Source organism: Candidatus Aquicultor secundus, from assembly GCF_002791875.1.
Classification (GTDB): Bacteria; Actinomycetota; Aquicultoria; order Aquicultorales; family Aquicultoraceae; genus Aquicultor_A; species Aquicultor_A secundus.
In genome coordinates, this window is record NZ_PFNG01000043.1 from 18,585 (window position 1) to 25,043 (window position 6,459).

7 protein-coding genes are annotated in these 6,459 nt (G+C 48.3%); all 7 read left to right on the top strand.

What is annotated here, in order from left to right; genetic code table 11:
- Positions 1–401 (top strand): prepilin peptidase (locus COY37_RS01805; protein WP_286975736.1); only part of this gene is annotated, 401 nt, incomplete at its 5' end.
- Between the two features lie 105 nt (positions 402–506).
- Entirely contained in the window at positions 507–1,928 is a 1,422-nt protein-coding gene (locus tag COY37_RS01810) for a fibronectin type III domain-containing protein (RefSeq protein WP_286678011.1), read from the top strand.
- Positions 1,929–1,933: 5 nt separating this feature from the next.
- Positions 1,934–2,494, top strand: a complete 561-nt coding sequence (locus COY37_RS01815) for a PilW family protein (RefSeq protein WP_286678010.1) — start codon at positions 1,934–1,936, stop codon at positions 2,492–2,494.
- A 10-nt stretch (positions 2,495–2,504) separates the two neighbouring features.
- Complete coding sequence (locus COY37_RS01820; RefSeq protein ID WP_286678009.1) at positions 2,505–3,944, top strand: pilus assembly PilX family protein; 1,440 nt, start codon at positions 2,505–2,507, stop codon at positions 3,942–3,944.
- Positions 3,945–4,124: 180 nt separating this feature from the next.
- A complete protein-coding gene (gene pilM, locus COY37_RS01825) occupies positions 4,125–5,264 on the top strand; it encodes a type IV pilus assembly protein PilM (protein ID WP_286678008.1) in 1,140 nt (379 codons plus the stop codon).
- Complete coding sequence (locus COY37_RS01830) at positions 5,264–5,863, top strand: PilN domain-containing protein (protein WP_286678007.1); 600 nt, start codon at positions 5,264–5,266, stop codon at positions 5,861–5,863. The genes pilM and COY37_RS01830 overlap by 1 nt, the downstream gene beginning before the upstream one ends.
- 5 nt (positions 5,864–5,868) lie before the next feature.
- Positions 5,869–6,459, top strand: a 591-nt coding sequence (locus tag COY37_RS01835) for a type IV pilus inner membrane component PilO (RefSeq protein WP_286975740.1), incomplete at its 3' end; no start/stop codon positions are given.

The following is a 6,459-nucleotide window of genomic DNA, read 5'->3' on the forward strand; positions in this document are numbered from 1 at the left end:
GCGCGTTGTTGCTGGTCCTCTATCCACTAAATATCAAGACGATACCGCTCATCGAAAACCTGAGTTCCGGTTGGGCCATCGGCGGGTTTTTTGTAGGCGGCGGGCTTCTCTATCTAATAGCTATAATGGCCCGCCTGTTCTTCAAAAAGGACGCGATGGGCGGGGGAGACATCAAGCTGGCGGCATTTATCGGCCTTTACCTGGGCGGGTACGTACTATTAGCGCTTTTCATCAGCTTCGCCTTAGGGGCGATAGTTGGAATCGTGATGATTTCAAGGGACAAAAAGAGCGCCAAGGAAATGATCCCCTTCGGCCCCTTCATGGCCGCCGGCTCTATCCTTACCATCTTCTTCGGCCCCCAGCTTTGGTTGGGGTATTTGAGTATAGCGGGTCTTTCCTAAACTCCTTCTGATCGCCTGGCCAGACCAGCCGTTGTACAGGTGCAAACTTCTTAAGTGACATCACCCAGCAACCGATACATATAGTAGCAAAAAAGGAGATTTGATATGCCTTTCCTAAACCGTTCAGTTGATAAGCTGCGGGAAGAGAGGGCTTTTGGCATTGTTGAAGCACTAATGGCGATGACGTTAATGTCGTTAGTGCTCATCGCGTTACTTGGGCTCTTATCCGCGAGCGTAAAAGCCATCACGAGCAGCAAGCTCTCTACCATAGCAACCCAAATAGTAAACGAGCGCATGGAGCAGGTTAGATCAATGTCGTATGCTGAAGTGGGTTTAACCACCGACACAATAGAGAACGCCTCTGATCCCACCGGTTATCTTCATCCTGAGACGCGAACGGCTTCGGGTGTTCAGTTCACGATAAACTACCGTGTTAAATGGGTGGATGAAACATCAACGGCGAGCACTGAGGATTACAAGCAAGTGTGGGTGAATGTGTCATGGCTCGAGCGGGGCACAACAAGAACGGTAAGCGCGAGCACATTCATTAAAGATAAGCCGACCCAATATGAGCCGCCTACTGTTAATTTTGATAGCGAAACTGCGGCCGACGGCATGATATTCGGTCCGAGCTATACACAGATTCCCCTTAGAGCAACCGGAACAGATGGCGAGAATGACCTTGTTCTTTTGCGCTTTTATATTGGAGGAATAACTCCTGCAGGCGGAATTTACCAGTTTAATCCAACGTACTCCTATCAGAACGATATCCTGCAATGGGACCCGAACGTAACTACGGTTGATTCAAGCGGCGCAACTTCATATACATGGGATGACGGCATTTATGAAGTTATGGTCGAAGTATGGGATTCTCATGGCTTAAGGGATGCTAAGAGTATTTTCTGGACGCTTGATCGGTTTCCACCGATATGGGACCCGGGAAATCCCGAAAGCCTAAGCACCCAGCTGATGAGCGATTCAAGCATTAAGCTGGCATGGAACAGCGCAATTGATGGTAGGGATAGCGTAGATAAATACAACATTTACAGAAAAGAGTCCAGCGATGTCACATTTACCGCAGTTGCAACGAATATCACGGGTACCGACTATACCTGCACGGGGCTAACCGAATGGAAGACATACCAGTTTTATGTGGCAGGTGTAAGCCCGCTCGGATATGAGGCAACCATGACGGGCGATATTGTATCCGCGACCACCCCGTTCTGGATTAGCGGGACGTCCTCAAAATACAAAATCCATGGCGATAATTATTACAAAGTTGACCTTAGCTGGCACGACCCGCTGTCGATGGTTCCACCTGTATCGGTTAATCACTTTAACATATACCAAACCGTAAATGGAACTGAGACTATGATACACACCAATACCGGAAGCCAGCTTACGTATACGGATGATCTCTTATCGGCTAATACCCAGTATAAATATGAAGTAAGGGCTTATAGCAGCAGTGACGATAGCGTGTTATTAAACACGAGCACAATCATTTATGTGACGACGCCAAGCTAGGGGCTATGATGGTTAAATTAACCGCTTTAATTAAAAACGAAAAAGGGACGACGCTTGCCGAGCTAATTATTTACGCTGTGATACTGGTTGCTATACTGGCTGCTTCATATACGGTGTATGAGGGCTCGGAGGCCATATATGCGTCCTCAAGCGGGCAGGCCGATGCCCAAAGAAGCGCGAGGCTGGCGCAGGCTCAAATGACAAAGAATATCAGAATGGCCGAGAGCTTTGTAACGGCCGATGATACATCGATTAGCTTGAGGGCTGATATTGATGATGACAACATGTGGGATACGGTGAATTACTACACGCAAAACGGAAGCCTCTACACTAAAGTAAATAACGGTACGGCAAAGCAAATAGCGACAGGGGTTCAAAACGATGCGCTGAATCAGCCGCTTTTTATCTACTACAACATCCATTTTGCACCGATAACAACGGACACAGCCTCTAGAAAAACTAAAAGCTACCAGATTGAGGTTAATCTGATAATCGACACCGACGTAAACAGACCCCCTGATGCATATACATTGACTTCAAAAGTCATGCTAAGGAACCGTGAATAAGGAGTCTTTAATGATTAAGCGTGTTATAAAAGACGAGCAAGGTATAGCGATGGTAGTGGTGGTCGGCTTGATGCTTATAATCACCGTTCTTGCGTTTGGCTTGATCGCGGTTTCTGAGAGTGATCTTAAGCTGTCTGCGCGTGACCAAGATTCCATGCAGGCGCTGCATATTGCCGAGGCCGGTATCCAAAAGGCGCTATGGCAACTGGAGCAATACGGTAACAGTATACCGACACCGACATTCAGCGTGCCCGTCGGAAACGGCATTGCCCAGGTAAATGCCATGCAGGATAGCGGTTCCCAATGGTACTGGACGATTGAGTCAAGCGGTACGTGTGGTCAATCTCATCGAAAAATTAAAGTCACGGTATTTAACTTCTCTCTTTGGAATCTAAATATGGGCCTTGGAGAAGACAACTCGCTGGCATCTGGTGGTAACGGCCTTCTTGGAACGACTTCGATTGATGGGCCGTTTTATGTTAGGGGAAACGTCCAGCTTACGGGTAACTCGAGCATCATGGGCGGGCCGTTTTTTATTAAGACGGGTTCTCTTGTGTTTATGGATAACGGCTCAAACCTCGGCACTGAAAGTTCTCCGGTAGCTGCCTATATCGAGCCGGCGGATGGAAATGAAGATATCCTCGATAAACACGGAGACCCCTTAAACCCGGGCGACCCGCAGGTTAAAGTTAGTCAGCTTTCAAACCAGTGCCCGGATATTAAGCTGCCACCGCTCGATACGTTAAACACTTACAGAACGACCGCCACAAACGAATCGCTGGCGGATACTTCCTCAGCCACAACATATGTCGAGGAAGGTTGGGGTACGACGCATTCTGAGGGCTATAAAGTGTTGGATGACAATACAAGCAATACAAACGCTGATGTGGGTGCGAGACATATATATAAGCTCAATAGCTCAATCGATAACTTCGGCTCCACAACCGGTTTCGGGTGGGATGCGGCAAACCATAAGCTTTACGTTAACGGTACGGTGTTTGTAGATGGTAACCTGACGATAGGTGACAATGAGAATAGCGAGATCACCTATTACGGCAGGGGAACGATCGTTGCAAACGGAAACATAACGATAAACGGTAAGTTACGGCCTCCTTATGATGCGATCAAAGACGCATATGACATCAACGGCACGCATGTTCTCGGGTTGGTTACAGACGAAAGCATTGAGATAAACATATCCGGCTCCGGTTCATGTGATCGCAATAGCCCCGACGTAAGCGGCGCGTTCTTTGCGTCCAAAGAGGTCAAGATAACGCATAACAACACCACGTTCGTCGGCAGCATGATAGCCGGTGTGTTAAATATTGCCGATGGTACCAATAACAGCCACTTGTTTACAGATCCAAGCTTACCGGATTTTTTGCCGCCGTCCTTGCCAGGTAGTACGAAGTTCCTGGCAATGACGTCTTCCTGGAGAGAAGTCCCGTAAATGCTTGTCGCACTATTTGCTTAAAGTCTAATCGGTGTGTCTAATCCCTAAAGCATTATTACGGTTTACCGATGTAAAGAAAGATGGTTGCCGAGCGTTCATAGCGTATGGCAGCTACGCCCCGTCCCATTTTTGTAATTGAAATACTAATGGTCAAACCTTAGATGTAGGAGGTAGGTTTTGGGATTGCTTGGCTTGGGCAGGGGATCATCCCCAGTCGGTTTAGATATCGGTGGCGGCACATTCAGGCTTGCACAGCTTAAGCCGTCCGCCGACAAATCCGTCCTTATAAACTACGCAACTATAAAGACCCCTGAAGGCCTTGTAAGCGAAGGCGAGATTCTCGATGTCGAGGGTGTCGCGAAGGCGCTTGCCGGTTTTTGGCGTGAGAAGAAGATCTCCGAGAAAAAGGTCGTCGTAGGTGTGGCAAACCAGAAGGTTATCGTCAGGGTTGTCGAGATGCCTTATATGGTTGAATCGGAGCTTAGAAGCGCCATCCAATATCAGATAAACGAGTATATACCGATTCCTGTTGAAGAGGCGATCATTGATATACAAATAATTTCAGAGCATGAGAACAGCCAGCAGGAGAGAATGATGGACGTGCTGGTTGTTGCGGCGCGTAAGGAAATGGTTGAGAATACTGTGGCTGCCCTGGAGAAGGCCGGTCTTAAACCCGTTATCGTCGATGTCTCATCACTGGCGTTTGCAAGGGCGCTTGCTGAGAATACCCCCGAGAGGGTTCTTCAAGAAGAGGACGAACATAAAACCGCTATCGCAATGGTCAATATAAGCTCAAACCTTACGGACATCGTTGTTATTGAGGATGAGATACCGAGGTTTACCAGGGCAAGCAGTATGGGCGGACGTGTCTTTACCGATGCTCTAGTCGAGCAGCTCGGGATGACCTTTGATGAGGCAGAGGACATGAAGAAGCGGATAGGTCTTCCAGCCAGTGCGAACGATGGATCTGATGTTAACGACTCGGATATCTCGGATGTGGTCCAATATAAAGACGCCGTTCAGAATGTCCTTGAGCAGGAGATGATACGGTTTGTCGCAGAGATTAGGAGATCGCTGGATTATTACCTGGTGCAGGCGACGAGGGCCAAAAGCATTGACAAGATTATTATATCCGGCGGTGGAGCTAAGCTTAAGAACCTCCTTCAGTACTTGAAGGACAACTTTCAGATAGAGGTTGAGCTTGGCCAGCCGTTACATAGCGTTCAGCTTAGTAAGAGATTGAAGATTGAGAATATACGGGACGAAGAACTCTCGATGGCTATCTGCCTTGGCCTGGCGATGCGGGGGGTGGCGTAATGATTAAGATTAATATCAACCTGCTGCCCCGCGAAATCCAAGATAAGCGAAGCGGAGAAAAAATGATTATTTTTGCCTTGCTTGCTCTAGTTGGCTTTGCCGGCATTCTTGGCGCTATATATGCGTTTAATTCCTGGCAGATCAAGATGAGCGAGGACAGGCTTGCCATGCTGCAGAATCAGACCGCCAGGATGAATACGACAATAGATGGGCTCAGAGTATATGAGCACAGGCTCCAGGAAATTCAGAGGAGAAAACAGGTCATGGAAAAGGCGGTTGCAGGGCAGATATTCTGGTCGAAAGTTCTTGAAGAAATAATGATCGCGACCCCGAATGACGTGTCATTGGCGTCGCTGAACGGTACTGCCGATGGCATAACATTCGATGGTTCAATCATGGATCCAGAGGATAATCCGGATCAGGGTCACAAGCCGGTTGCGAAGTGGCTCTTGCGTTTGGCGGATATGAAGCCGCAGCCGGATGTTTGGTTAAGCTCGGCCACTAAGGACGAGACAAAACACACGATTCATTTTGCGAATACTATCAAATTTAAAGAATTGCCGACGCTTCCTGCCCCGCCCACGACTTCCGGGAAGTGATTGATATGAATAAATTAGCGATGAAACAGCAAGTCATAATATTGGTAGCGGTATTTGTACTGATTGTTGCGCTTTTCTACGTGTTTGCGTGGAGTCCGCAAGTAGCGAGGCTTGCCGAGTTGGACCAGCAGAGAGCGACGGAGGAGACGAAGCTTGAGACTTCGAAGAGCATGCTGGCCATGCTGGTGCAGGTTCGGCAAAACGCGTCTGAATCTGAATTTGAGCTGGTTAAAATCAGAACTAAGATGCCCAGCCAGCCCGAATTGCCGACGCTTATAGTCGCTTTGCAGAATATAGCCGACGATGCGGGTGTGGACCTTCAATCGATAACACCCGGCATGCCGACCTCCCAGGGAGATTACGGTGAGGTTGCGATCAGTGCCTCGGTATCAGGTAGTTATGTTTCGATTATCGACTTTTTAAAGCGACTGGAGAAAGCATCCAGGGAGCTACGGGTGAATACGATAAATGTTGCGACCGGTCAAAACTATCCTGATTTGGATGTAAAGCTGGCTATGAGCGCGTTTACGATGAATGATACGACGCAAACGGCACCGGCTGTGCCGTCGCAGAATGCCGCAGTTTCTCAAACCGCA